Origin of the sequence: Latilactobacillus fragifolii (genome assembly GCF_905332535.1) — a bacterium.
In the GTDB taxonomy this organism is placed as follows: Bacteria; Bacillota; Bacilli; order Lactobacillales; family Lactobacillaceae; genus Latilactobacillus; species Latilactobacillus fragifolii.
In genome coordinates this window covers 69,291-91,243 of record NZ_CAJOCF010000003.1, presented here as the reverse complement: position 1 = coordinate 91,243, position 21,953 = coordinate 69,291, and the positions used below count along the sequence as shown (strand labels likewise).

Sequence of the window (21,953 nt, the reverse complement as noted above, 5' to 3'; positions counted from 1 at the left end):
CCGCGTATACTTATTTTCGTTGAGAAATAAAGCAGAAGTTCCCGCTTCTCGCCTTAGTAGACACTTGATGTCTCTGGGCTGATAGTTTCTAATTCGGACGAACTAAGTACCGAACAAGCGGGCCTTTCTGTTATGAGAGGGCCGCTTTTTTGGTTACTTAGCTGCATTTTCTCTCTAAACTTTATGGAGGTGAAGAGTCATAGCAAAAGATTTGATGGTTAACGATGGGATTCGTGCACGAGAATTGCGTTTGATTGCTCAAGATGGCGAACAACTTGGTATTAAGAGTACTCAAGATGCGATTGCATTAGCTGATCGAGCTAATATGGATGTTGTTTTGGTTTCACCAAATGCCAAACCACCCGTTGCTCGTATTATGGACTATGGTAAGTACCGTTTCGAGCTTCAAAAGAAACAACGTGATGCTCGTAAGAAGCAGAAAACCATTAACCTCAAAGAGGTTCGTCTTAGTCCCACAATTGAACAAAATGATTTTAATACTAAGTTGAACAATGCACGTAAGTTCCTTAGCAAAGGCGATAAAGTGAAAGCTTCTATTCGTTTTAAGGGGCGCGCAATTACGCATAAAGAAATTGGCCAGCGTGTATTGGAAAGACTTGCTAAAGAAACAGAGGACATCGCTAAAGTTACAGCACGTCCTAAGATGGATGGCCGTAGCATGTTCTTAATGTTAGAACCGCTAAAGGACCAAAAATAAAAAATCTGTTTCTGATTTATTAGGAGGAAATATCATGCCAAAATTTAAGACACACCGTGCTTCAGCAAAACGTTTTAAACGTACAGGTAATGGCGGCCTAAAACGCAGTCACGCCTACACAAGTCACCGTTTCCACGGCAAGACTAAGAAACAACGTCGTCAATTAAGAAAATCTGGAATGGTTTCTAATAGCGATATGAGACGGATCCGTCAAATGTTATCAGGCCTTAAATAAGCCATAGCATTTTCGGCTTCAAGCAAAAATTAGATCAGTACAGCAACGCTTTGACGTTGTTTGTTATTCAAGGAGGAAATTCTTATGCCACGTGTTAAAGGTGGAACAGTGACGCGCAAACGTCGTAAAAAGATTTTAAAATTAGCCAAAGGTTATCGCGGCGCTAAACATTTATTATTCAAATCAGCAAATACTCAAGTAATGGTTTCATACCGTTATGCATTCCGTGACCGTCGTCAACGTAAACGTGACTTCCGTAAGTTATGGATTGCTCGTATTAACGCTGCTGCTCGGATGAACAACATCTCATACAGCCAATTAATGCACGGCTTAAGAGTCGCTGAAATTGACATGAACCGTAAGATGTTAGCTGACTTAGCGGTTAACGATGCTGCTGCATTTACAGCAGTTGTTGAAGCTGCTAAAGCTGCTTTAAACAAATAATTTAAGATTAAAAAAAGAGTCTGGGACAAAACTTAGTTTTGTTCTAGACTCTTTCTTTTATCATCATAAAATTAATGGCTGATAACAATCTTACCAGGGGCATGATGGCTTTCAAGCAGTTTGTGGCCTGCAATAACGCCCTCTAAACTAAAGGGTAAGGTCTCAAAAACGGTATTGTGTAACAAGCCTTGGTTAATCAATTCATTTAAATCTTGTAAGGCAGTTAAGTCTGCATAATCTTTTCGTGGATAAACAGATTGATAAAGAATTTTTGAACGTTGTTGCGTTTCAGTTGGTAAAATCGTTGTTGACGTGAATGTGCCGTTAGGAACAAGCAAGTTATTTAAGCGCTCAGTTGATTCTGGACTACGACTTAAGTTGATGGCGATTTGGGCGGTCTGTGCAAACCGTTCGAAATCAGCAGGTTGATCATAAGCGATTGCTTCTTGTACACCAAACGAGCGAAGATAGTCTAAATTGGCACTGTTAGCAATTGCAATCACGTTCAAATGGGCTGCTAAACTCAATTGAACGAGTAAACTACCAACGGCACCACTGGCTCCCATAATGGCGATGGTATCGCCATGTTTAAAGTTTGTAAAGTGCATTAGTGTATTATAAGCGGTGATGCCAGCACTAGGCAAACCGGCCGCTTCAGCGATACGCATGCTGGCTGGTTTACGGAGAATTTTCGCAGTACTAGCCGTTACATATTCGCTATACGCCCCCATTGAGCGATGATTGATGACAATTTCGCCAACGCGGTAATCGTCGACGTCAGCACCAAGGCTGACGATTTCGCCAACGACATCAGTACCAGGAAAGATTGGGAAAGGTAATGGGCGCACTGAAGTTTGTGAACCATTCCGCAGTGCAGCATCGTATGGATTCAATCCAGCAGCGAGCACTTTAATGAGGACTTGATTGTCCTTTGGAATAGGTTGGGGTTGATCGAAACGTTCGAAAACGTCGGGGCCGCCAAAGTGGTTAAAACCGAATTTTTCCATAACAAACACATCCTCTCAATTTCTTTAAACGTACCAGAATTAACGCTAAAAGTCGATTAGTTTGACTTATGGTTTTAAATCAATTATGAATTAATTGGAATTTGTGAAAATTAACCGCGTAAAGGTGCAATTTGGTGTTAAATAACCTATAATTAATCAGTGACTAGATTAAAAAGAAGTGTCGCATCAACTGGGAGCTTTCGAGCGTTTACCTAACTTAGCGAATTGGAGATGGAAACTCTAATTTAATAAGTGTAGTAAAGCGCTGTTGATGAGAGCACATTAAAGTCAAGGAGACAAGTGCATGCTAAAGAATTTTAAGCCAACTTGGATGGTCAACGCCATCTATGATTTAACCCCCGAACAACTCAAGGCCAAGGGTATTAAAGCTGTTTTAACCGATTTGGATAATACGTTGATTGCGTGGAATAATCCAGATGGCACCCCCCAATTAAAAGCTTGGTTAGCACAAATGCAAGCTGCTGAAATTACCGTGATGGTGGTTTCAAATAATAATCATGATCGGGTCCAACGGGCGTTAGCTGAGTTACAATTGCCTTTTATTGCACGCGCAAATAAGCCACTTGCAACTGGGATTATTAAAGCGAAACAACAACTGGGCCTTTCACGGCATGAAGTGGTAATGGTTGGTGATCAACTGATTACGGATATGCACGCAGGCAATGTAGCTGGCGTACGGACCATTTTGGTTAAACCGATTATTGATAGTGACGCCTGGAATACATCGATTAATCGTTTCTTTGAAAAATATATTATGCAACAACTACTAAAAAAACACGCAGATTTAACTTGGCGGGAGGATTTAAATGACTGAAACACAACAAACTGACGAAGAACTATTTTGCATTGGCTGTGGGGCTCGCATCCAAACTACGGACAAAGAAGCACTCGGCTACACGCCTAATTCTGCACTCAAAAAAGGCTTAGAAACAGGTCAACTATATTGTCAACGTTGTTTTAGATTACGGCACTACAACGAAATCAGTGATATCAAATTAAATGATGATGATTTTTTAGCGCTATTGAATCAAATTGGGGACAGTGATGCCCTCATCGTGAATGTGGTCGATATCTTTGACTTTAATGGCAGTTTGATTCCTGGGTTGCACCGGTTCATCGGCGATAATCCTGTGATTTTAGTGGGAAATAAGGTTGATATCTTACCAGCTGCACTCAATCCGCATAAAGTGATCAATTGGATTCAAAAAGAAGCCAAAGAACATGGTTTACACCCGGTGGAAACCATGCTCGTGAGTGCTAAAAAAGGCAATTCAGTTGATGAATTATTGGCCGTCATTGAACGTGAACGCAAAGGCCGGGATGTCTATGTTGTTGGGGTAACCAATGTTGGTAAATCAACGCTAATTAATCGAATTATCAAGCAAACTGGAATTTTAGACAGTGACGTAATTACGACATCTCAATTTCCAGGAACAACGTTAGACCGTATTGATATCCCATTATACGAAGATGACCATGCGTTGATTGACACGCCGGGAATCATTCATGCCCAGCAAATGGCACATTATCTTCATGATAAGGACTTACGGTTGATTGCACCACAAAAGCGGATTAAACCGAAAGTCTACCAATTAAATGAACAACAAACACTTTTCTTGGGGGGCTTAGCTCGCTTTGATTTCATTCAAGGTGCGCGCCACGGCTTTGTTGGGTACTTCGATAATGAACTTTATATTCATCGGACTAAACTTGAAAATGCAGATCAATTCTACGCTAAGCAATTAGGCGATATGTTACAGCCACCACATCCAGAAGATTTAGCTAATTTTCCAGAACTCCAACGGTATGAATTCTCAACTAAGCAAAAGAGCGATTTAGTGTTTGCTGGGTTAGGCTGGATTACGTTACCAGAAAATGTCGTGGTTGCGGGATATGCCCCTAAGGGTGTCTCAGTCATGATTCGGAAAGCATTAATTTAATTAGGGAAGGAAGTATCGCACGTGTTAACAGGCAAACAAAAACATTACTTGCGTGGTTTAGCGCAAACCACCAAGCCGCTTTTTCAACTAGGTAAGAATGGCTTGAGCCAAACTTATTTTGAACAAATTGAAGAGGCAATTGAAAAACGAGAACTTATTAAGATTAACTTACTGCAAACGACAGAGGTAACAGTTGATGAATTAGCTAACTTCTTAAAGCAACATGACAATCGTATTGAAATTGCGCAAAAAATTGGGCGCACATTGGTGATTTATAAAGCATCACGGAAAGAAAAATACCAAAAAATTTCAACGATTGTTACTAAGCTCGGACGCTAATAAGGCGGTGATTAAATGCAAAGGGCAACGCTAAAGCAGACAAATCATGTCACCGAACCGGACGTACTGGTCGTGGAAGATGGTCATCGCTTGCAAGTCGGAATTATGGGCGGCACTTTTAACCCGCCGCACATCGGCCATTTGGTGATGGCAGAACAAGTTCGTAGCCAACTGGGTCTCGATAAAGTGCTGTTCATGCCAGATGCCAATCCACCACACGTTGATGAGAAAAAAACATTGCCAGCCAAGCACCGTGTCGCAATGGTGGAACGTGCTATCGCTAATAATCCACATTTTGAGCTTGACCTAATGGAGATTGAACGAGGTGGGGTCAGTTACACCTACGATACAATTGTGGCGTTAAAACAACAGCATCCTGAGATTGACTACTATTTCATTATTGGCGGCGATATGGTCGATTACTTGTCAACTTGGCATCGGATTGATGATTTAGTACAGCTCGTCCAGTTTGTTGGGGTTAAACGGACAGGGTATAAGCAACAGACACCATATCCGGTCTTATGGGTGGATGCGCCGGTGATTGACATCAGCTCAACGCAAATTCGCAATAAGCTTCAACAGGGCGGTTCTGTGCGGTACTTAATACCGGATCTAGTCTTTGATTACATTCAAAAAGAGGGCCTTTATCATGAGTGATTTTGTTTATCAAGAAAACATCGTGCCGTATACACGGGCTGAGTTAGTGGCTAAAGTAGCCGCTAACTTATCTAAAAGTCGATTTGAACATTGTTTGCGAGTGGAAGCCACCGCAATTCAATTAGCACAAAAAAATGAGGCGGACGTTGAGCGCGCGGCAATTGCCGGCTTAGTTCATGACTATGCCAAGCAATTACCAGATGAAACGTTCATCGAAGCGATTAAAACGCAAGGCTTTGATCCTGAACTACTTCATTATGGCAATGCAATCTGGCACGGTGTTGTGGGGGCTTATTTTATTGAACGCGATTTAGGGATTCATGATGAAACGATTTTAAATGCCGTTCGGTGTCATACGATTGGCGCACCAGCAATGAATTTGATTGATCAGATTTTATTTGTGGCGGATTTTATCGAACCTGGTCGTCATTTTCCGGGTGTCGAAGCTGCTCGTCAGACAGCAATGGCTGATTTAGCAGCCGGTGTGCGGTATGAAATTTTAAATACATTGACCTTTTTAATTCAGGGGAAGAAGCAGATTTACCCGAAAACAATTGACACATATAATGCTTGGGTTCCGACTCAAGCCAAATAAAGGAGAACTTTAGTGAAAAGTTTAGATATTTTAAAAATTGCTGTACAAGCAGCAGATAGCAAACGAGCAGAAGATATTGTTGCATTGAACATGGAAGGCATCAGTTTATTAGCGGATTACTTCGTGATGTTGACGGGGACTTCAGAGCGTCAATTAGGCGCAATCATTGATGCGATCGAAGACGCCGAAGAAGAAAATGGCGTTTTCGTAAAACACATTGAAGGTAAAAAAGGCTCACGTTGGATCTTGATGGACTTTGGCGATATCGTTGTCAATGCCTTCATGCCAGAAGAACGCGCATTATACAACCTTGAAAAACTTTGGGATCAAGCACCACTTGTTGATGTTTCTGAATGGTTGGATGAAGAATGATTTACCAAAGCTTTGCGGCCGTCTATGATTGCTTGATGGATCACTCCTTATATGGGCAATGGCGTGACTATACGTTACAGATGTTACAAAATAAACACCGAGTTCTAGAACTAGCTTGTGGTACCGGCGATTTAGCCATCTTGCTGAAACAAGCCGGGCTAGAGGTTGTTGGCTTGGATTTATCAAACGAGATGTTAAGTATCGCTTCTGAAAAGGCATCTGAAGCTGCGGTTACATTGCCTTTATTGCAAGGCGATATGCTTGATTTAGAGGCGATTGGCACGTTTGAAGCCGTGACTTGCTTTGATGACTCGATTTGTTACATGCCTGATTTAGCACATGTCCAACAAGTTTTTGAGCAGGTTTACCGAAGTTTAGAACCAGGCGGGCAATTCTTGTTTGATGCGCATTCACTTTATCAAATGGATGAGCTTTTCCCAGGATTTATGTATAACGATAAGACAGCAGAAACGGCCTTCATGTGGACGAGTTATGCGGGTGAAGTGCCGCATTCAGTTGAACATGATCTCAGCTTCTTTGTCTGGGATGACGAAATTAATGGTTATCAAGAACTCAATGAATTGCACCACGAACGGACTTATCCCGTGACCGACTATGTTGCGGCGTTAGAAGCAGTCGGGTTTAAAAACGTATCCGTTAGTGCTGATTTTGGTCGACAAATTGTTCAAGAAGATAGTGTGCGTTGGTTCTTTAGCGCTGTAAAACCGGTGGCGGATGCATGAGAATTACGGGAATTATTGCGGAATATAATCCGCTACATAATGGACATCGCTATCAATTACAAGAGGCACGGGAAGCTTCGCATGCTGATTTAGTAATTGTTTGCATGAGTGGTAACTATGTGCAACGGGGGGAACCCGCGATTTTGGATAAATGGACGCGTGCGCAACTTGCTTTGCGTAATGGCGCCGATATGGTTGTTGAACTGCCGTTTGCCAGTGCGGTCCAACCTGCAGAACGGTTCGCCGAGGGAGCAGTCAAATTATTGGCGGAACTTGGCTGTCAGACACTAGCGTTTGGAAGTGAGTATCCTACATTTGACTATCAACAAGTTGGTCAGCAAATTTTGACTTTAAAAGCGCAAGCCCAAACGTTTATTGATTATCAAAAAACTTATGCGACACAGCTCAATGAGTTTTATCAAGCTGAATTGAATTTAAATTTAGATCAACCCAATCACCTCTTAGGTGTGAGTTATGCAGTGGCGAATGCGCAACTGACAACGCCGTTGCACTTACTTGCTATTGAGCGTAAACAAGCCCAACATGGTGATCAGACGATTGCAGCAGGCCAGTATGCAAGTGCTAGTGCGATTCGACGGTCGCTGAAGGCTGCGACTACCAATTGGCGCCAATTGGCTCAAGTGATGCCAAGCGACACACTGCGGGCTTTACAAAGGCAATCGCATTTAGATTGGGAGCAACTGTGGCCATTATTGAAATATCGGATTGAAAGCACGTCACTGATGCAATTGCGTGCGATTTACCAGATGTCAGAAGGGCTTGAATACCGGTTTAAAAAAGTCATTCATACAGCCAACAGTTATGCGGAATTACTGCGAGCACTCAAAACTAAGCGTTACACATATGCACGATTACAACGAGTTTGTCTGTACGTCTTATTAAACATTTCCCCAGCGGATATCGCACAATCGCTAGCCCAACAACCGATACACTTGTTAGGTTTTAACGCAGTGGGGCAAACCCATTTACACACGTTAAAAAAAACGTTAGCGCAGCCGTTAATTAGCAAGGTTTCTGCTAAGTTAGGAGCTGAAGATGGACCGTTGGGGTTAGATGTCCGCGTTGATCGATTGCAAGAACAGTTTGGTTGGCAGTCACAAAATTTTGCCCGCCAACCGATTTTTTATAAAAGAAAGGATGACGAGCATTGTTAAAATGGGCAGTCCAATCATTATTAAAACACCGTGACCATCCATTGACGTTTAAAGAGACATTGATGGTCAAAGAAAGTTTACAAAAAAGAGAAGCAGATATCCTAAACGCTACCCCATTTGTCGTTGATGGTGAATTAACCGTCGATCAACGGGCCGTCATTGCACGGGTACACGTGGTTGGGGCATTAACGGTGCCTTCAACGCGGAGTTTAGAGCCAGTGGACTTACCAATGGATTTTGAATTCACTGAAATCTACGTTGATCCAGAAGACGATCAGTTGAGTCGGTTTACGGACGAAGATATTTTATTCCCATTTGAAGGTGAAGCGCTTGAATTACAAGTCGCCATTGAAGATCACATTCTTTTGCATATTCCAAGTCACATCTTGACCCCAGAAGAAGCGGAAGATGATGTGATGCCAGCAGGGCAGTCGTGGGCAGTGATTTCTGAAGAGGCATACGCTAAGCAACAGGCCGAAGAAAAAACGGCCCCCAATCCTGAATTGGCTAAGCTTAAACAATTATTAGAAGACCAAGACAATGATGCCGATTAAGTTTGGCGGTTTTATAGTCCATTTATCAAATGGACCGGACCAAAACGGTTAAAATGCTTTTATTTAAAGTGCAATTCTGCTAACATAAATATAGTAGACGCGTTGTTGTGTTAATAGTCAACAACGCTTAAATTAAGAAATCATTTAGGAGGCCTTTTACATGAGTCAACCACAAATTGGTGTCATCGGGATGGCAGTTATGGGCAAGAACTTAGCATTAAACATTGAAAGTCACGGTTATACAGTTGCTATTTATAACCGGACAGGGGCTAAGACAGAAGCCGTGATGCAAGATCACAGTGAAAAGAAATTAGTACCAAGCTATACAATTGAAGAATTTGTTCAATCCCTAGAAAAACCACGACGGATTATCTTAATGGTGAAAGCAGGGGCTGGGACAGACGCTGTCATCAATGAATTATTGCCTTTATTAGACAAGGGCGATATTTTAATCGATGGTGGGAACACCTTCTTCGGTGATACTATCCGGCGGAATGCCGAACTAGACAAATCAGGAATTAACTTCATTGGTATGGGGGTTTCTGGTGGCGAATTAGGTGCGCTAGAAGGCCCTTCGATGATGCCCGGTGGTCAAAAAGAAGCTTATGATTTAGTGGCTCCTATCTTGGAACAAATGTCAGCGAAAGCCGAAGATGGTCAACCATGTGTCACTTATATTGGGCCTAACGGTGCTGGTCACTATGTCAAGATGGTTCATAATGGGATTGAATATGGTGACATGGAATTAATCTCAGAAAGCTATAACTTGTTAAGAAACGTGGTTGGTTTGTCTGTTGAAGAAATCGCTGATGTCTTCAAGGAATGGAACCACGGCGAATTAGATAGCTACTTGATGGAAATCACAGCGGACATCTTAACACGCAAGGATGACTTGGAAACAGGGAAACCAATCGTAGATGTCATTTTAGATGCTGCTGGGAATAAAGGAACTGGTAAATGGAGTTCACAAAGTGCGCTTGAATTAGGGGTACCACAATCGCTCATTACGGAATCTGTTTATGCACGTTATATTTCAGCGATGAAAGATGAACGGGTCGCTGCAAGCAAGATTTTGCCTGCACCAACCGTTGCTAAATTAACAGAAGACAAGAAAGAAATTATCGAAAAAATTCGCCAAGCATTGTACTTCAGTAAGATTATGAGTTACGCTCAAGGCTTTGAACAAATGCGTGTGGCGTCAGATCAATACGACTGGTCATTAAATTATGGCGAAATTGCTAAGATTTGGCGTGAAGGCTGCATTATTCGTGCGCGTTTCTTACAAAAGATTACGGATGCTTTTGATAAGAAAGCTGATTTAAATAACTTATTGTTGGATGATTACTTCTTAGATATTACCAAGAAGTATCAAGGCGCTGTTCGTGACGTGGCTGCAATGGCTATCCAACAAGGTGTTCCGGCACCTGGTTTCTCAGCTGCTATCACATACTTCGATGCATATCGTTCAGAAGTATTACCAGCAAATCTAATCCAAGCACAACGTGATTACTTTGGTGCGCACACTTATCAAAGAACAGACCGCCAAGGTACATTCCACTATACTTGGTACAAAGAACAATAGTAGGCGCTTATATTTTTAAGACTAGCACCGTTTGGCAGACCAATTTATTGGTTATTTGCTAAGCAAAGTGAGTCACAAAAAAATACGCCTGATGAAATTCGTTTCCCTCAACCCCCGCGCTGATTCTCATGGCGCGGGGGTTTTTGATTTTTATTAAATCGCCATCAGATGAGATTCAGATTAGTTAGTTATTTAATTAGAACTATGCTAAAATGGAAAGGTGAACGGATTTTAACGTTTGCGGTTTCTTAGAGAATTCTTATCCATGATTAGAATTTAGAGAGTCCATTAAAATTACTTTTTTGGGGAGTGACTAAATGAGTCGCATATTGATTATTGAAGATGAGAAAAATTTAGCTCGATTTGTGGAACTTGAATTAAAACATGAGGGTTATGAGACAGAGGTCCATTTCAATGGGCGTACTGGTTTAGAAGCTGCCTTAAATGAAGAATGGGATGCTATTTTACTAGATTTAATGTTACCTGAATTAAATGGTTTAGAAGTCTGCCGGCGGGTCCGTCAAGTTAAGAATACGCCGATTATTATGATGACAGCGCGTGATTCAGTGATAGACCGTGTTTCTGGATTAGACCACGGCGCAGACGATTATATTGTTAAGCCATTTGCCATTGAAGAATTATTAGCGCGTTTACGGGCGTTGCTACGGCGAATTGACATCGAAGGTGAACATAATGCTGCTAAACAAACGACGGTTACCTATCGTGATTTAACAATCGAAAAGGAAAACCGGGTTGTTCGACGGGGCGACGATGTCATTGAATTAACGAAACGTGAATACGAATTATTATTAACACTGATGGAAAACGTCAACGTTGTTTTAGCACGCGATGTCTTACTCAGCAAAGTTTGGGGTTATGATTCGGATGTTGAAACCAACGTTGTTGATGTTTATATCCGTTACTTGCGGAATAAAATTGATCGTTCTGGCGAACAAAGTTACATTCAAACGGTTCGTGGAACGGGTTATGTGATGCGCTCGTGATGCAGGGCGAGTCAGTGTCACCGACAACAAATAAGGGGCGTAAAATATCGCTAAAGGTGAAATGGGCAGCTGCGGTTGGGTTGGCCATTTTTATCACCTTTGCGATTTTTTCAATTGTGATTTTTAGTAGTATCTCCAATATTCTATTACACAGAGAAGTCGATAACGTGCATGATACGGTAACGGTCGTACAAGCTCGATTATCCAGTAATGGGCCGCATCTAACTGAAGGATTTGTCACCAATCAATTAGATCCGAACCGTCACAGTCCCAAAGCGATTTATCAAGATGCGGTTTTAACGCGGCTAGCCCAACAAGATGTTACCGTTAAGATTTACGATGCAAACAAGAAGGGCTTATTTGCATCGCGCGGGGCGGTTGGTCCGTTTCCCAAAGGTGATACGGATACGTTAAAGCGCAAAGCTATCTTCGGCAAAATGCGCTTGATTGGGATTAGCCCGATTAAAACGAATCAAAACCGTGTCATTGGTTATGTAGAAGTGGTCAATAATGTCCGTGATTATAACCATGCGATGACTGAATTAAGAATTGTGTTAATTGTGGTGGTCTTTTTCGCCATGTTATTTAGCGCGTTGATTGGTTATTTATTGGCCAACCAATTCTTACGACCAATCGAAGTTATGAAAAAAACGATCGAAGCTATTAACTCCGAACCAAATTCAGATATCCGCATTCCTGAGACTGGGCACAGTCAAGATGAATTATCCGATTTGGTCAGTGCATTTAATGGCATGTTGAATCGAATTCAACACTATTTCGAACAGCAAGACCAGTTTGTCAGTGATGTTTCGCACGAATTACGAACCCCAGTGGCAATTATTGAAGGGCATCTACAACTCCTTAATCGATGGGGGAAAGATGATCCAGAGGTCTTGGCAGAATCTTTAGCGGCGTCGTTACAAGAAATTTTACGGATGAAAAATTTAATTCAAGAAATGCTCGATTTGACACGGGCGGACAAAGTCGTGACTGAAGGAACGACTGAAGTGACCGATGTCGGGGAAGTCGTTCTTCAGAATTACCATAACTTTGAAATGTTATATCCAGAATTTAATTTTATTCTCGACAATGATTTGCACCAGCCAGCGTTGGTACATGTTAACCGGAATCACTTAGAACAAATTATGATTATTCTATTGGATAACGCGGTTAAATATTCAACAACCCGTAAGGAAGTTCATATCGCCGTTGCTAGCGATGAACGGTATGCACAGGTTGCGGTGCAAGATTTTGGTGAAGGCATTTCGGAAGAAGACAAGAAAAAAGTCTTCCATCGGTTCTATCGCGTTGACAAAGCGCGAAGTCGGGAAAAAGGCGGTAATGGACTGGGATTAGCAATTGCCCAACAACTCGTTGAAGGGTATGACGGGAATGTGTCACTCGAAAGTAGTGTCGGCTATGGTTCTGTTTTTAGAGTTGAGTTACCACTGATTCGTGAAGTAGAACCAAAATCAGAAGAACCAGTTAAGCCGGATTAAAAAAGCGGTGCACTTCAATCATTTAATAGATTGAGGTGCACCGCTTTTTTTGTTGGTTAAGCTTGCGGCTTATGCCGTTGCTTGCCTGAGTTGCGTTTGCCGGCTACCTTTGGGGTAGCCGCATTTGTATTGGTTGTTTGTGTTGGTGTTTCGGTGACAGGCGCAGCCGGTTTAACCGCTGCTTTTTGAGTGAACATTTCTTTTGTGACAACCGTGACGATTGGTTTTTCTTTAATTTCTTGATCAATCCGTTTTTTAACCCGGGGCATAATGATGAATGTCGTGATTAATTGTTGAATCACCATGATAATCCCACCAGCTAAGAAATAAAGTGCTAAACCGGCTGGTGCAAATAACGAAATGAAAAATGTGATGGCTGGACTCATTAGGACGGTTGTTTGCATTTGTTTCTTTTGTTCAGCAGGCATCCCGACTAATGAGAGTGCACTTTGACCGACATATAAGAGGGTTGCAATCACAGTAATGATAATGTTAGGACTCCCAAGGCCGATGCCAAAGAAGTGACTACTTGAAATCTCAGGTGAGTATTGAATAGCTTGATACAAACCAGAGAAGATTGGCAATTGGATTAATAAGGTTAGACAGCCAAGACTTGGCATCATGCTTGAATCGTTTTCCTTATAAACTTTCATCATCAATTGGCTTAGTTCAGCCTTTTCTTCAGGCGTGGTTGCTGCTTTTTGTTGTTCTTGGATAATATCCAACTGCGGTTTCAAACGCCGGGTCTTTTCTTGTTGGGCCGTCATCTTATTAGATTGGTTCAACATTAAGGGAAGTAAAATCATCCGGACAACGAATGTGATAATGATGATTGCCCAGCCGTAACCATTGATACCACCGAAAACATCGGCGATACGTTCCATGATGTGTTGGAGCGGCACAGCGATGTATTTATACGATGAACCATAGATTAAGCCGGTTGGGACTTTGGGGTGACTGCTCATTTTTTGTGGGACGCAGCCAGCAAGAAAGAATGTAACGGTCATTGCAAGCATCGCAAGTGTCGCGAAGCGTTTAGAATTTTTCATAAATTTAGCCCTTTCAAGATAAGTTTCAACAAGTGTAACTATACTTGAAGGGGCTATTTTTTTCAACTGACAACCGAAAATTGATGACACAGTGACACATTTTTAAGTGGGGTTTGAATGACCCGATCGACGCGTCCGCTAGGCGAAGGCGAAGCTTTAACGGCCCCAATAAATTTTTCGAGTGCGTCAGTTGGGCCCATCGCAATAATTTTAACTGAGCCGTCGTCACGATTAGCAACGGTGCCTGTGATATGGAGCTTATCGGCGACCAATTTGGTCATCCAACGAAAGCCAACGCCTTGTACGCGGCCATAAACTTCAAGTTGAATTGCATTTTGCATGATTATCACCTCATCTTAATTGTAAGCTGTTCAGTACGATTTGGCGATTAAAAAGCAACCGTTGATAGAATTTACCCCCTAAGTCGCGTATAATGGAAAGTACTAAATAGACTGGAGCACAACATGGAATACATTCAATCGAATCAAAATGCTAAAATTAAGGCGGCTAAAAAGTTAACCGTTAAGAAAAATCAACGCAAGGAAAATACGTATCTATTAGAAGGTTGGCACTTAGTACAAGAAGCTATCCAAAATAAAGCCGTTATCCGCCAAGTTTTTGCAACTGAAAAATATGTGGATGAACGCGCCTTACGCGGCCTTTACGATGCGACCTTTGAAATCGCCCCGGAAGTGGCGCAACACCTTAGTGAAACTAAAGCCCCCCAAGGGATTTTTGCGGTTGTTGAAATGTCTGAAACACCGGTTCCGGAAAAATTAACGGGGCGTTACCTATTATTAGATGCTGTTCAAGATCCAGGTAATATCGGGACAATGATTCGAACAGCAGATGCAGCCGGCTTTGCCGGTGTCGTTCTAGGCAATGGCAGTGTTGATTTATATAATCCAAAACTCTTACGTTCAATGCAAGGGAGTCACTTCCATTTGCCAATTTATCAAGGTAATTTGATGGACTGGATGAAGAAATTCAAATCTCAAGATGTCCCTGTGTATGGGACGGAATTAAATCCCGCGGCCATCAGTTATCAAGATGTGCCTAAAGCCGATGATATGGCTTTGATTCTGGGGAATGAAGGGAACGGCGTGAATGCTGACGTTTTAGCAGCGACAACGCAGAATATTTATATTCCCATTCCAGGGAATGCCGAATCATTAAACGTCGCTGTCGCCGCTGGCATCTTAATGTTCAAGTTAATTGAGGCTTAATTCTTAATTTTTTCTAACAAACATCGTTTTTTAAGCTGGATAACTTCTTTTTTAGATGAAAAGCTGTTATTCTTGTGGCAGAATTTGAATTTAAAAATGTGAGGAGTCTTTGAATGAATTCAAGAGCAAAATGGTACGATGATGCGGATTATATGGCGTTAGTCGCCGATTTATTAGCTAAAGAAGAAGTCCAAAAATTAGCGAACTATACGCAACATCATCATTCGGATCGTTTGGAACATTCGCTAAGCGTCTCTTATCGCAGTTATGAACTTGCTAAGAAGTGGCATCTTGATACGCGAGCAATTGCACGCGCGGGCTTATTACATGATCTATTCTATTATGACTGGCGCGATACGAAGTTTGATTTAGGCACGCATGCTTATATTCACCCGCGCATTGCGCTTCGGAATGCCGAAAAATTAACAGAACTTTCATCTAAAGAAAAAGACATTATTATTAAACATATGTGGGGCGCAACCGTTAGCCGGCCAAAATATAAAGAAAGCTACATTGTGTCGTTAGTCGATGATTATTGCGCAGTGACGGAATTTTGTGCACCAATGTGGACGAAATTTAAACAAAAAGTCCTCCGCCAAACACCGGTAATTAATAAGTAAAGATGCGTTAAGCTGATAGGTTGCTTTTTAGCGCCTTTTTCAGTACACTTCTTATTAATAAGTGTGAGGTGAAAATAATGGTGATTGTAAAAGAAAACGCAACTGCTGGCTGTCAAGAGACCTTCCAACTATGTCCTAAATTTGAGAAGACTTTTTCCATTTTAGGTAAGAAGTGGAACGGCCTGATTATCGATGTCTTACTGGAAAACGGGGCACAACGGTTTAAGAATTTAGTGCATAGTGTGCCTAAATGCAGTGACCGCGTATTGGTTGAACGATTGAAGGAACTAGAACAAGAAGGCATCGTCGCACGGATTACCAGTGAAGGTTCTGCGTTGATTGAATATCGCTTAACCGCTAAAGGGGAAGCGTTAGCGCCAGTAATGGCTGCCATTCATGATTGGTCAAATGATTGGTATGCCACTGAAGCCTAGTTGCTAATTATTGTGATTTACGTTAAAATACAACTATTAAACAAAGACGAAAAAGAGTAACCTAATCCTTAGTTTCCAGGGAGAATAATCGGTTGACTGCAAGTTATTCAACTAAGTTTAGGTGAAGTTCACTTTCTGAGTTGACTATTGGTCCGGTATTGCCCGTTAGCGCAAACTTGAGTGTACGACTAGCGTAGTCGTAAACTAGGGTGGTACCGCGAAGCTTCGTCCCTTTTTGAGGGACGGGCTTTTTTTGTTGAAAAAAAGGAGGAACTGCAATGTCATTGAAGGAACAACTAGAAAACTTACGGCAAACAAGTCTACAAGAAATTCAAAAAGTTGTTGATTTAGATGCGTTAAATCAAATCCGCGTGGAAGTACTCGGGAAAAAAGGTCCCATCACGGAAGTTCTACGTGGGATGCGGAATCTAAGTAATGAAGAACGACCAAAGGTAGGGGCGTTTGCTAATGAAATTAAAAGTGATTTGGCTGAAGCGATTGAAACCCGTAAGGCAGAATTAGAGGCCAAAAAAGCAGCAGCCCAGTTAGCTCATGAAACATTGGATGTCACATTACCTGGCCAATCGATTAAAAAAGGTACGCCCCACGTCTTAACCCAAGTGATTGATGATTTAGAAGATTTATTTGTGGGGATGGGCTATCAAGTGGTTGCCGGCTACGAAGTGGAAGATGAAAGACATAACTTCGAAATGCTAAACATGCCAGCCAATCATCCAGCCCGTGATATGCAAGACACGTTTTATATTACCAATGATTTATTGATGCGGACGCACATGTCGCCAAATGAAGCGCGCGATTTGGAAAATCATGACTTTAAAAATGGTCCGATTAAGATGATTAGTCCCGGCCGTGTTTACCGCCGGGATACAGATGATGCAACGCATTCACATCAATTTTATCAGATGGAAGGGCAAGTGATTGATAAGAATATTACGATGGCGGACTTAAAAGGAACCTTAGAATACACAATTCACCATATCTTTGGTGAAGACCGTGATTTACGTTTCCGGCCAAGTTACTTCCCGTTCACGGAACCATCGGTTGAAGTGGATATCTCTTGTTTCCGTTGTGATGGCAAGGGCTGTAATGTCTGCAAGCAAACTGGCTGGATTGAAGTCTTGGGGGCTGGAATGACCCATCCTAACGTCTTAAAAGCCGGCGGTGTCGATGCAGATGTCTATGGTGGGTTTGCCTTTGGCCTCGGGATTGATCGCTTTGCAATGTTGAAATATGGTGTGGATGATATCCGAAACTTCTACTTAAATGACGTTCGATTCTTAAATCAATTCACACAGGAGGGCTAGACCATGAAAGTTTCTTACAACTGGTTAAAAGATTATTTAGATTTAACAACTGCCCCAAAGGCATTAGCTGAAAAAATTACCCGAACGGGGATTGAAGTGGCTGATGTGGCGCAAAAGAGCGCGGGCTTGAAAAAAATTGTGGTGGGACACATTTTAAGTTGCCAACCGCACCCCGATTCTGATCACTTGAACGTTTGCCAAGTAGACGTTGGGGAAGATGAACCCTTCCAAATTGTCTGTGGGGCCTCAAATGTCGCTGTTGGACAATACGTGGTTGTTGCATTGCCTAATTCCCGGATTGCCGACAACGTTAAGATTAAAAAAGGTAAGTTGCGCGGCGTGGTTTCAATGGGGATGATTTGTGGTCTACAAGAAATTGGCTTTGCTGATAGCGTTGTTCCTAAGGTGTATGTTGATGGCATCTTTGTCTTCCCAGAAGCAATTGAACCCGGAACAGAAGTCTACGAAGCACTGGGAATGACTGATTATATTATTGATCTAGACCTCACCGCCAATCGTGCTGATGCCCTTGGGCTTCACGGGGTGGCCCATGAAGTGGCAGCGATTGAATCATTAACCCCACATTTTGAAGACGTAGTAGTGACGGAAAGTGACGTTCAAACAGCGGATCACTTAGCGGCTTATGTTGCTGATGAACAATTGGCGCCTAGTTATCATCTACGGATGTTGCAAAATGTAACGGTGCAACCTAGTCCGATGTGGTTACAGACGCGCCTATGGAACGCTGGCATTCGCCCCATCAACAATCTTGTCGATGTGACCAACTACATGATGCTCACATATGGGCAACCATTGCACGCTTTTGATGCTGATACGTTAAAAGGTGACCATAAACAAGTTGAAGTTCGTTTAGCAAAAGCAGGCGAAAAATTAACAACGCTAGACGAAGCAGAACATGCCTTAACACACGAAGACATCGTGATTACCGATGGTCATCAACCAATTGCGCTAGCAGGGGTCATGGGTGGCTTGAATTCACAAATTACGGCTGATACGAAGAATGTGATTATCGAAGCTGCAGTTTTTGAACCGACTGCAGTCCGTAAGACGGCCCAACGCCATAACTTGCGTTCAGATGCTTCATCGCGGTTTGAAAAAGGAGTCAATATCGCTGATGTTCAAACAGCGTTAGACGCCGCTGCTGCGATGATGGCTGATTTAGGTCATGGTCAAGTGACTGCTGGGATAATCAGCCCAACTAATTTAATCCCAAGCGACAAAGTGATTGAAATCGAAGCTGACCGGATTAACCGCGTTTTAGGCACAGAACTTGCCACGCAAACGATCGTTGAATTGTTAGAACGTTTTGGATTTGGGGTTGCCAATACCGATAACCGCTTAACGGTAACGATTCCGCCACGTCGTTGGGATATTGAAATCCAAGCAGATGTCATTGAAGAGGTGGCTCGTTTATACGGCTACGATAACTTACCAAGTACATTACCCACTGGTGCAATGACCACCGGCGCATTAACGCCTGAACAAAAGGCCCTCCGTCAAACGCGGCATACCCTTGAAGGCGCTGGTTTAACCCAGGCAATCAGTTACGCATTAACAACGCCCGAAAAGGCGCGGCAATTTACACTTGTTGATTCGGCGTTAACAGCGCTTGATTGGCCAATGACCCAAGATCACGCACACTTACGCATGAACTTGATTACTGGTTTATTAGACGATGCTGCATATAATGTGGCGCGTAAACAAACCAATTTGGCACTTTATGAACAAGGACGAGTATTTTTAAAGCAAACAGACGACCAAGTACGACCAACCGAAATCGAATATGTCGCTGGTTTAATGAGTGGCAACCGGCAGACAAAGACTTGGCAAACGGCAGCAGCGCCAGTTGATTTCTACACAATCAAAGGGGTTGTCGAATTGTTGATGACTAGCTATAACTTGTCGGATCCAATCAGCTATCAACCGACACAAGCTTATCCAGAAATGCATCCTGGTCGAACGGCCGCCATTTACGTTGGTAAACAACTGGTTGGATTTGTAGGGCAAATTCATCCAGCAGTTGCGAAAGCCAATCATTTAAAAGAAACTTATGTTTTCCAATTAGATTTGGCCCAAATCCTCGCGTTACCAACCCAAACGGTCATTGCTAAACCAGCGCCTAAATTCCCGGCAGTAACGCGGGATATTGCAATTCAAGTAGCTAGCCAAGTTTCGAATGCCGCGATTGTCGAAGCCATCAAAGCAAAGGGTGGGGCCCATCTAGCTTCGGTTGAACTTTTCGATGTTTATGCAGGGAGTCATATCGAAGCCGGTGAGAAGTCAATGGCTTATACCTTAACGTATCTCAATGAGACCGCTACTTTAACAGAAGAAGAAGTGAATGCTGCTTTTGAAAAAGTAGTCGCTGAATTAGTTGCTACTTTTGATGCTAAAATCCGTTAATCTCGAATCTTTAATGCAATTTTTGAATAATTTGGTATAATGTTTTAAGGATTGTATTTAAAAGAGCAATTAGGAGGTCATCCTTTGAAGAATGTTGATCAAAAGGAGCCAGTAAACCAAGAAAAAACGGCCCAATCATTGTATGAAGAACGCCGTGCAGAGAAAAAAGCAGCGAACAAAATTGTCTATTGGATTATCGGCATTTTATTAGCCCTCGTTGTCATTATTGGTTTCATGGGCTATCGCTACGTCCAAGCATCGCTTAAACCGTATGACACAAAGGCAAAACACGAAGTTATCGTGCGAATTCCGAACGGCTCAACGAATAAACAAATTGCTGCTATTTTGCAGGACAAAAAATTAATTCGGAGCGCGCCAGTTTTTAATTATTATGTGAAGACCCATAACTTCTCGGATTTCCAAGCCGGGTATCATGTATTGAAGCAATCAATGGGGTTGGATAAGATTATCTCTAACTTACAAAAAGAAGGGACCCCAACGCGCCCACGCGATGTGGTGGGCAAAGTGCTAGTTAAAGAAGGGGTCACTTTAGAAGAAATTGCGGCCGATGTCGGCAAACAAACCAAATTCTCTAAAGCCGCCTTCATTAAACAAGCAAATGATAAGCAATTCTTAGCAAGTTTAGCGAAGAAATATCCTGAATTACTATCATCAACGATGGCTCAAAAGGATGTTCGCTATCACTTAGAGGGCTACCTTTTTCCAGCCACTTATGAAGTTTATAAAGACAGTACGTTAAAAGAAATTATCACTGAAATGGTTTCAACGATGGATCAAAAGATGCAACCTTACTATGCAACCATCAAGGACAAGCAGTTAACCGTCCAACAAACGTTAACGCTAGCTTCATTGGTTGAACGTGAAGGGGTGACAGCTGTTGATCGTCAAAAGATTGCTGGCGTCTTCTTTAACCGTTTAGACAGCGGCATGCCAATTCAATCTGATATTTCAGTGATGTATGCCTTAAATACCCACAAGACACACCTTTATAACAAAGATACTGAAGTCGATTCACCGTATAACTTATATATCAATAAAGGTTATGGCCCAGGACCATTTAACTCGCCTAGTTTACAGTCTATTACAGCCGTCTTGAATCCAGCTGATCGTGATCAAAATTATCTCTACTTTGTTGCTAACTTGAAGACGGGTAAGGTCTATTACTCAAGAACCTTCGCCCAACATAATGACACAACAGATTCGATTGAAGATTAGGTTCATTTAAGGTTATCGAAGTCGACCGCCTTTTGGGGGTCGACTTCTATTTGCCCAAAAAGAAGTTCAGAATAAAAGGAGCGTCCCATGTCCAGTCAAAAAAAAGCGCCGATCATTATTGGTGTTACAGGCGGTTCTGGTAGCGGGAAAACAACCGTTAGCCAGGCTATTGCCCAAAAATTTGCGAATCACTCAGTAATGTTATTACCACAAGATGCCTATTATAAACGGCAAGATGTTCCGTTTGAACAACGGCAACAAACGAATTATGATCATCCAGATGCTTTTGATACCGATTTGTTAATTGAACAAGCATCAATGTTAAAGCATCATCAAGCCATCGAACAGCCAGTTTATGATTATAAAATTCATAATCGGACGAATGAAATTCAACACGTTGAACCACAAGATGTGATTATCTTAGAGGGGATTTTGGTGTTGGCAGATGCCCGTTTACGAGATTTAATGGATATTAAGGTTTATGTGGATACTGATGATGATATTCGATTATTAAGACGAATGCATCGCGATATGGAAAGTCGCGGGCGGACGTTTGATGATGTTGTCGGCCAATATCTTAAGACGGTAAAACCCATGTTTCATGAATTTATTGAACCAACCAAACGCTATGCTGATTTAATTGTCCCAGAAGGCGGCAATAATCGCGTGGCCATTGATTTACTTGTAACGAAGATTCAATCAATTCTAAATGCCGAATAAAGGTTGCGATTTGACAAGGACGGACACAGTAATT

The 21,953-nt window shown here is 42.1% G+C and carries 25 protein-coding genes and 1 other annotated feature; of the genes, 22 read left to right on the top strand and 3 right to left on the bottom strand.

The features are described 5' to 3' along the window. The first annotated feature begins 214 nt into the window (after positions 1-214). The 3 genes from infC (at position 215) to rplT (ending at position 1,397) form a co-directional block, all read left to right on the top strand. Positions 215-718 (top strand): translation initiation factor IF-3, encoded by a 504-nt coding sequence (gene infC / locus J7Q78_RS05045; RefSeq protein ID WP_154242367.1) that lies wholly within the window; start codon positions 215-217, stop codon positions 716-718. Between the two features lie 34 nt (positions 719-752). Beyond that, complete coding sequence (gene rpmI, locus J7Q78_RS05040; protein WP_004265303.1) at positions 753-953, top strand: 50S ribosomal protein L35; 201 nt, start codon at positions 753-755, stop codon at positions 951-953. Between the two features lie 84 nt (positions 954-1,037). Continuing rightward, positions 1,038-1,397 carry a 50S ribosomal protein L20 gene (rplT, locus tag J7Q78_RS05035; RefSeq protein ID WP_154242366.1) on the top strand — a complete coding sequence of 120 codons (360 nt, stop codon included), beginning with the start codon at positions 1,038-1,040 and terminating at the stop codon, positions 1,395-1,397. A 71-nt stretch (positions 1,398-1,468) separates the two neighbouring features. Here rplT and J7Q78_RS05030 read toward each other — a convergent pair whose 3' ends face one another. After that, complete coding sequence (locus J7Q78_RS05030; protein ID WP_208421941.1) at positions 1,469-2,404, bottom strand: NADP-dependent oxidoreductase; 936 nt, start codon at positions 2,402-2,404, stop codon at positions 1,469-1,471. A 304-nt stretch (positions 2,405-2,708) separates the two neighbouring features. Between J7Q78_RS05030 and J7Q78_RS05025 the strand changes: the two genes are divergently transcribed. The 12 genes from J7Q78_RS05025 to J7Q78_RS04970 all read left to right on the top strand — a co-directional run bounded on the left by J7Q78_RS05025 (position 2,709) and on the right by J7Q78_RS04970 (position 12,885). Further along, entirely contained in the window at positions 2,709-3,239 is a 531-nt protein-coding gene (locus J7Q78_RS05025; protein WP_154242364.1) for a YqeG family HAD IIIA-type phosphatase, read from the top strand. Then, positions 3,232-4,365, top strand: a complete 1,134-nt coding sequence (gene yqeH / locus J7Q78_RS05020) for a ribosome biogenesis GTPase YqeH (protein WP_154242363.1) — start codon at positions 3,232-3,234, stop codon at positions 4,363-4,365. Before J7Q78_RS05025 ends, yqeH begins: the two co-directional genes overlap by 8 nt. Positions 4,366-4,386: 21 nt before the next feature. After that, positions 4,387-4,704 carry a YhbY family RNA-binding protein gene (locus J7Q78_RS05015; protein WP_154242362.1) on the top strand — a complete coding sequence of 106 codons (318 nt, stop codon included), beginning with the start codon at positions 4,387-4,389 and terminating at the stop codon, positions 4,702-4,704. Positions 4,705-4,719: 15 nt separating this feature from the next. After that, positions 4,720-5,361 (top strand): nicotinate-nucleotide adenylyltransferase, encoded by a 642-nt coding sequence (locus J7Q78_RS05010; RefSeq protein WP_208421940.1) that lies wholly within the window; start codon positions 4,720-4,722, stop codon positions 5,359-5,361. After that, complete coding sequence (yqeK, locus tag J7Q78_RS05005) at positions 5,354-5,956, top strand: bis(5'-nucleosyl)-tetraphosphatase (symmetrical) YqeK (protein ID WP_208421939.1); 603 nt, start codon at positions 5,354-5,356, stop codon at positions 5,954-5,956. The genes J7Q78_RS05010 and yqeK overlap by 8 nt, the downstream gene beginning before the upstream one ends. A 12-nt stretch (positions 5,957-5,968) precedes the next feature. Next, positions 5,969-6,328 (top strand): ribosome silencing factor, encoded by a 360-nt coding sequence (rsfS, locus tag J7Q78_RS05000; protein ID WP_154242359.1) that lies wholly within the window; start codon positions 5,969-5,971, stop codon positions 6,326-6,328. Then, positions 6,325-7,071, top strand: a complete 747-nt coding sequence (locus J7Q78_RS04995; protein ID WP_208421938.1) for a class I SAM-dependent DNA methyltransferase — start codon at positions 6,325-6,327, stop codon at positions 7,069-7,071. The genes rsfS and J7Q78_RS04995 overlap by 4 nt, the downstream gene beginning before the upstream one ends. Then, complete coding sequence (locus J7Q78_RS04990) at positions 7,068-8,246, top strand: nucleotidyltransferase (protein WP_208421937.1); 1,179 nt, start codon at positions 7,068-7,070, stop codon at positions 8,244-8,246. The genes J7Q78_RS04995 and J7Q78_RS04990 overlap by 4 nt, the downstream gene beginning before the upstream one ends. Then, positions 8,240-8,800, top strand: a complete 561-nt coding sequence (locus tag J7Q78_RS04985; RefSeq protein ID WP_208421936.1) for a DUF177 domain-containing protein — start codon at positions 8,240-8,242, stop codon at positions 8,798-8,800. The genes J7Q78_RS04990 and J7Q78_RS04985 overlap by 7 nt, the downstream gene beginning before the upstream one ends. Positions 8,801-8,960: 160 nt before the next feature. Further along, positions 8,961-10,382: an NADP-dependent phosphogluconate dehydrogenase gene (gndA, locus tag J7Q78_RS04980; protein WP_208421935.1), complete on the top strand. Its 1,422-nt coding sequence runs from the start codon at positions 8,961-8,963 to the stop codon at positions 10,380-10,382. Between the two features lie 317 nt (positions 10,383-10,699). After that, complete coding sequence (locus J7Q78_RS04975) at positions 10,700-11,386, top strand: response regulator transcription factor (protein WP_154242354.1); 687 nt, start codon at positions 10,700-10,702, stop codon at positions 11,384-11,386. A 14-nt stretch (positions 11,387-11,400) separates the two neighbouring features. Next, on the top strand, positions 11,401-12,885 hold the full coding sequence (locus J7Q78_RS04970; protein ID WP_235688059.1) for a HAMP domain-containing sensor histidine kinase: 1,485 nt from the start codon (positions 11,401-11,403) through the stop codon (positions 12,883-12,885). Positions 12,886-12,941: 56 nt separating this feature from the next. Here J7Q78_RS04970 and yidC read toward each other — a convergent pair whose 3' ends face one another. After that, on the bottom strand, positions 12,942-13,934 hold the full coding sequence (gene yidC / locus J7Q78_RS04965; protein WP_208421934.1) for a membrane protein insertase YidC: 993 nt from the start codon (positions 13,932-13,934) through the stop codon (positions 12,942-12,944). 62 nt (positions 13,935-13,996) lie between these two features. Continuing rightward, a complete protein-coding gene (locus J7Q78_RS04960) occupies positions 13,997-14,275 on the bottom strand; it encodes an acylphosphatase (RefSeq protein WP_208421933.1) in 279 nt (92 codons plus the stop codon). 123 nt (positions 14,276-14,398) lie between these two features. Here J7Q78_RS04960 and J7Q78_RS04955 point away from each other — a divergent pair, with 123 nt between their 5' ends. The 7 genes from J7Q78_RS04955 to udk all read left to right on the top strand — a co-directional run bounded on the left by J7Q78_RS04955 (position 14,399) and on the right by udk (position 21,919). Beyond that, complete coding sequence (locus J7Q78_RS04955) at positions 14,399-15,160, top strand: TrmH family RNA methyltransferase (RefSeq protein ID WP_208421932.1); 762 nt, start codon at positions 14,399-14,401, stop codon at positions 15,158-15,160. A 113-nt stretch (positions 15,161-15,273) separates the two neighbouring features. Then, on the top strand, positions 15,274-15,780 hold the full coding sequence (locus J7Q78_RS04950) for an HD domain-containing protein (protein WP_208421931.1): 507 nt from the start codon (positions 15,274-15,276) through the stop codon (positions 15,778-15,780). 77 nt (positions 15,781-15,857) lie between these two features. Next, positions 15,858-16,214 carry a winged helix-turn-helix transcriptional regulator gene (locus tag J7Q78_RS04945; RefSeq protein WP_208421930.1) on the top strand — a complete coding sequence of 119 codons (357 nt, stop codon included), beginning with the start codon at positions 15,858-15,860 and terminating at the stop codon, positions 16,212-16,214. Between the two features lie 34 nt (positions 16,215-16,248). Continuing rightward, positions 16,249-16,450 (top strand) — a binding site (T-box leader). Between the two features lie 42 nt (positions 16,451-16,492). After that, complete coding sequence (pheS, locus tag J7Q78_RS04940; RefSeq protein ID WP_154242347.1) at positions 16,493-17,539, top strand: phenylalanine--tRNA ligase subunit alpha; 1,047 nt, start codon at positions 16,493-16,495, stop codon at positions 17,537-17,539. 3 nt (positions 17,540-17,542) lie between these two features. Next, positions 17,543-19,963, top strand: coding sequence for a phenylalanine--tRNA ligase subunit beta (gene pheT, locus J7Q78_RS04935; protein ID WP_208421929.1), 2,421 nt, complete (start codon positions 17,543-17,545; stop codon positions 19,961-19,963). An 84-nt stretch (positions 19,964-20,047) separates the two neighbouring features. Further along, positions 20,048-21,199 carry an endolytic transglycosylase MltG gene (gene mltG / locus J7Q78_RS04930; protein WP_407929557.1) on the top strand — a complete coding sequence of 384 codons (1,152 nt, stop codon included), beginning with the start codon at positions 20,048-20,050 and terminating at the stop codon, positions 21,197-21,199. 87 nt (positions 21,200-21,286) lie between these two features. After that, positions 21,287-21,919 (top strand): uridine kinase, encoded by a 633-nt coding sequence (udk, locus tag J7Q78_RS04925; protein WP_154242345.1) that lies wholly within the window; start codon positions 21,287-21,289, stop codon positions 21,917-21,919. The last annotated feature ends 34 nt before the right edge of the window (positions 21,920-21,953 follow it).

What these genes read in the sequence shown, in the direction of transcription:
- J7Q78_RS05010 (WP_208421940.1), top strand. Translation starts at nt 4,720, where the DNA reads ATGCAAAGGGCAACGCTAAAGCAGACAAATCATGTCACCGAACCGGAC.
- yqeH (WP_154242363.1), top strand. Translation starts at nt 3,232, where the DNA reads ATGACTGAAACACAACAAACTGACGAAGAACTATTTTGCATTGGCTGT.
- yqeK (WP_208421939.1), top strand. Translation starts at nt 5,354, where the DNA reads ATGAGTGATTTTGTTTATCAAGAAAACATCGTGCCGTATACACGGGCT.
- rplT (WP_154242366.1), top strand. Translation starts at nt 1,038, where the DNA reads ATGCCACGTGTTAAAGGTGGAACAGTGACGCGCAAACGTCGTAAAAAG.
- pheT (WP_208421929.1), top strand. Translation starts at nt 17,543, where the DNA reads ATGAAAGTTTCTTACAACTGGTTAAAAGATTATTTAGATTTAACAACT.
- J7Q78_RS05030 (WP_208421941.1), bottom strand. Translation starts at nt 2,404, where the DNA reads ATGGAAAAATTCGGTTTTAACCACTTTGGCGGCCCCGACGTTTTCGAA.
- J7Q78_RS04955 (WP_208421932.1), top strand. Translation starts at nt 14,399, where the DNA reads ATGGAATACATTCAATCGAATCAAAATGCTAAAATTAAGGCGGCTAAA.
- J7Q78_RS04950 (WP_208421931.1), top strand. Translation starts at nt 15,274, where the DNA reads ATGAATTCAAGAGCAAAATGGTACGATGATGCGGATTATATGGCGTTA.
- yidC (WP_208421934.1), bottom strand. Translation starts at nt 13,934, where the DNA reads ATGAAAAATTCTAAACGCTTCGCGACACTTGCGATGCTTGCAATGACC.
- rpmI (WP_004265303.1), top strand. Translation starts at nt 753, where the DNA reads ATGCCAAAATTTAAGACACACCGTGCTTCAGCAAAACGTTTTAAACGT.
- J7Q78_RS04945 (WP_208421930.1), top strand. Translation starts at nt 15,858, where the DNA reads ATGGTGATTGTAAAAGAAAACGCAACTGCTGGCTGTCAAGAGACCTTC.
- J7Q78_RS04975 (WP_154242354.1), top strand. Translation starts at nt 10,700, where the DNA reads ATGAGTCGCATATTGATTATTGAAGATGAGAAAAATTTAGCTCGATTT.
- J7Q78_RS04995 (WP_208421938.1), top strand. Translation starts at nt 6,325, where the DNA reads ATGATTTACCAAAGCTTTGCGGCCGTCTATGATTGCTTGATGGATCAC.
- pheS (WP_154242347.1), top strand. Translation starts at nt 16,493, where the DNA reads ATGTCATTGAAGGAACAACTAGAAAACTTACGGCAAACAAGTCTACAA.
- J7Q78_RS05025 (WP_154242364.1), top strand. Translation starts at nt 2,709, where the DNA reads ATGCTAAAGAATTTTAAGCCAACTTGGATGGTCAACGCCATCTATGAT.
- J7Q78_RS04960 (WP_208421933.1), bottom strand. Translation starts at nt 14,275, where the DNA reads ATGCAAAATGCAATTCAACTTGAAGTTTATGGCCGCGTACAAGGCGTT.
- gndA (WP_208421935.1), top strand. Translation starts at nt 8,961, where the DNA reads ATGAGTCAACCACAAATTGGTGTCATCGGGATGGCAGTTATGGGCAAG.
- J7Q78_RS04990 (WP_208421937.1), top strand. Translation starts at nt 7,068, where the DNA reads ATGAGAATTACGGGAATTATTGCGGAATATAATCCGCTACATAATGGA.
- infC (WP_154242367.1), top strand. Translation starts at nt 215, where the DNA reads ATGGTTAACGATGGGATTCGTGCACGAGAATTGCGTTTGATTGCTCAA.
- udk (WP_154242345.1), top strand. Translation starts at nt 21,287, where the DNA reads ATGTCCAGTCAAAAAAAAGCGCCGATCATTATTGGTGTTACAGGCGGT.